Source organism: Mariniflexile jejuense, assembly GCF_042675665.1.
GTDB lineage: Bacteria > Bacteroidota > Bacteroidia > Flavobacteriales > Flavobacteriaceae > Mariniflexile > Mariniflexile jejuense.
The window spans coordinates 1-2,601 of record NZ_JBHTJI010000015.1 but is presented as its reverse complement, the minus strand read 5'-3'; the positions used below and the strand labels follow the sequence as shown (position 1 = coordinate 2,601).

Genomic DNA, 2,601 nt, shown 5'->3' with positions numbered 1-2,601 from the left:
TTAGAAATCCGATTGATTTAGGATTGATTAATAAGTCCAGAAATCCGAGTATTGAAATTGAAAAAATCAGGATTTTAATGTAATATTTTGCTTTGTTCATCGGTTTTTGTCAAATTAACCACAACGGTCTCGTATAACCGTCAGTTACGGGATTAAAGATAGTGTTTTTCGGTTAAGCACTGACGTTAGCAATTCCGAGTGGATTCGGACGTAGTCGAATCCGCCGTAATTGCGGTTATACATTGTTGCCAGTAGTTTTTTTAATATTTTCTTCTATTAAGTTAACTTTTTCAGTCCAGTATTCAACCGCTTTTTTTAAGTCAGTTTTTCTTTTCTTTTTTGTTCCAGTTTTAAACTCACTCGGCAAGCTGAATAAGAAATGTGAATTTTTATCCCAATCTTTACTCTTTTCGCTTTCTGTCTTTGGTTCTATTCTTGTCATCCAAAAACGTAAATTTTCAATGTAGATTTCTTTTTTCTCATTTAGAAAGTCTATCAAAGTAGATTTGTCCTTTGGAATGTAACCTGGTCCAGTACAACCGCAAGAATGAAAAGTGATTCCAGTTTCATATAGGTCTTTAATATGATTCCACGCTTTCAAGTTAGACTTTTTAGGCGATTCAAAGTCAAGCCCCATATTTGCTGTCAATCCTCCGCATTCTGGACATTTGTGAGATTGCTTTTCCCAATCTTTAAAGTCTCTGTCAATATCAACAATTAATTTTCTTTTAAATGTTTTTTTACATTCAAAGCAAGCGTAATGTGGTTTATATGCATTAATTCCGTATCGGCACATTTCGGTTCAAATTACTGGCAACGGTTTTCGTATAAGATTAGTTGCGGTTTTGTGTGCGAGTATTTTCCGAAGGAAAATCAGAAGTAGCAAAAATGCAACTAACTTTGATTAAGGACTAAAATAGCAATTAATTTTATACAGTGTTGGCAAATCGTTGTTTTTAATTCCGTTTTAATAATTCAATTTTTTATAATCTTCACTTTATTCTTTCCAAGAGAAATTCATTATTGCCTAAAACTGTTAGGTTAAATTTAGGATTTTTCCCTTTTTTCCAAGGAGCTAAATTATTTAAAATTAGCCATTCTCCAATTCTTTTATCCCTAAATTCAGGACAATTTCTCCAAAATCCTAAACTTAATTTAATTTCAAAAAATTTAGATTTTTCTATTGACAGTTTAATTTCAGACATATCTTTTTTAAAATAATCTCTTCCTTTTTTTCCAACTCTAATTCCATACCCATTTCCATTTGGGTTCTGTTTTCCGTCATTCCAAGAACTAACTTTCAGTTTTGTCATTGTTTTCATTTTTATTAACAACCTAATATTCTGATTTTGTCATCTCGTTGTTTTATTAATGCTTTAATTTTCGATTCATCACCATTAGCTGATTCAATTAATTCATTAAATTTTTCAATAATTTCTTGTTTTTCTGCTAAACAATTGTCTTCTTCATTTGTGCAAGAAACTTGAATAAAATTAAAAATAATCAGAATAATTAGATATTTATATTTCATTTTTAGAAGAATTTTTTTTCAATGTTTGCCAACGTTTTTGTATAAGATTAGTGGCGTGTTTAAGCACCTAATTTAGCAAATAAACACCAGATAGAAAATCCGCGAGGATTTTCGTAAGTAGGCGAGAACTAGCCATTAATTTTATACGGTGTTGTAGCCAGTTTTTATTTCATTTTTTCTTTAATTTCTAACAAGTCAGATATTCCTAAATTAAACCATTCTCCACGAATTCTTTTCTCACTAAATATATTATGTAAATCTGTTTCAGTTGATTTTGGTGAATTCCACAATGCTATGATTTCAGTTTCTGGGTCTTCTCCTTGAAGAGTTTTTTCTCTTACTTTTGGTTTTATACTTCGTCCAATTTTTGTGTAGCCATTTCTTGGATTAAACATTAAGTATATTTTATTTCCATTTTCCTCTATTACACTTTCATTATCTGTTAAAAAGATATCCTTAAAAGCCTCTTTTTTGTTTACAAATGGAACAAAATCAATACCAGCTTTACCTTTTGCTATTAATGTTCCGTTTTTACCTGCTATTTCATTTCCATAAGTAAACCGATTTATTTTTTCCAACATAGTTCTCGTATGATTTTGGAAAGTGTTGAAGACTTCTATTAAATCAGTGTCTTTAGGATATTCTTGATTTATAACTTTTGCAAACCCAAGAGTAAAATCATTCCGTTTTTTATCATTTATTTTAAATCTACAAACAAGACCACTTAATTCAATTCTATTGTTGATATAAAATAAAAGATAATTGTTGTCGGTTTTGTCATCTAATAACCAAACTCCGTAACAATGTTTATTCAGTCCATTCAAAACATTATTTATAGGCCCATTATCAGATTCATTCATTTGAAGAATATCTTTTTCAGATAAGTACTGACAATTTTCGGTTATATATTTTTGAATGTTACTCGGCATTTTTCTTAAATTGGCTACAACGTGATTGTATATGGAAAGTTGCGTGTTTGTGTGCGAGGATTTTCCGAAGGAAAATCAGAAGCTAGCAAACGAGCGACTAACTTTGGTTTAGCCAAAACTAGCAATTTTTTTTATACGGTG

General features: G+C 30.1%; 4 protein-coding genes. All 4 read right to left on the bottom strand.

Annotated features, from left to right (window positions below; translation table 11 throughout):
- Nucleotides 1-235 precede the first annotated feature (235 nt).
- Nucleotides 236-796, bottom strand: a complete 561-nt coding sequence (locus ACFQ1R_RS11665) for a hypothetical protein (protein ID WP_379926403.1) — start codon at nt 794-796, stop codon at nt 236-238.
- A 196-nt stretch (nt 797-992) separates the two neighbouring features.
- On the bottom strand, nt 993-1,313 hold the full coding sequence (locus ACFQ1R_RS11660; RefSeq protein WP_379926402.1) for a hypothetical protein: 321 nt from the start codon (nt 1,311-1,313) through the stop codon (nt 993-995).
- 14 nt (nt 1,314-1,327) lie between these two features.
- The gene (locus ACFQ1R_RS11655) at nt 1,328-1,531 is read right to left on the bottom strand and encodes a hypothetical protein (RefSeq protein ID WP_379926401.1); all 204 of its coding nucleotides are present in this window, start codon (nt 1,529-1,531) and stop codon (nt 1,328-1,330) included.
- 164 nt (nt 1,532-1,695) lie between these two features.
- Nucleotides 1,696-2,391, bottom strand: coding sequence for a GIY-YIG nuclease family protein (locus tag ACFQ1R_RS11650; protein WP_379926400.1), 696 nt, complete (start codon nt 2,389-2,391; stop codon nt 1,696-1,698).
- Nucleotides 2,392-2,601: the final 210 nt, after the last annotated feature.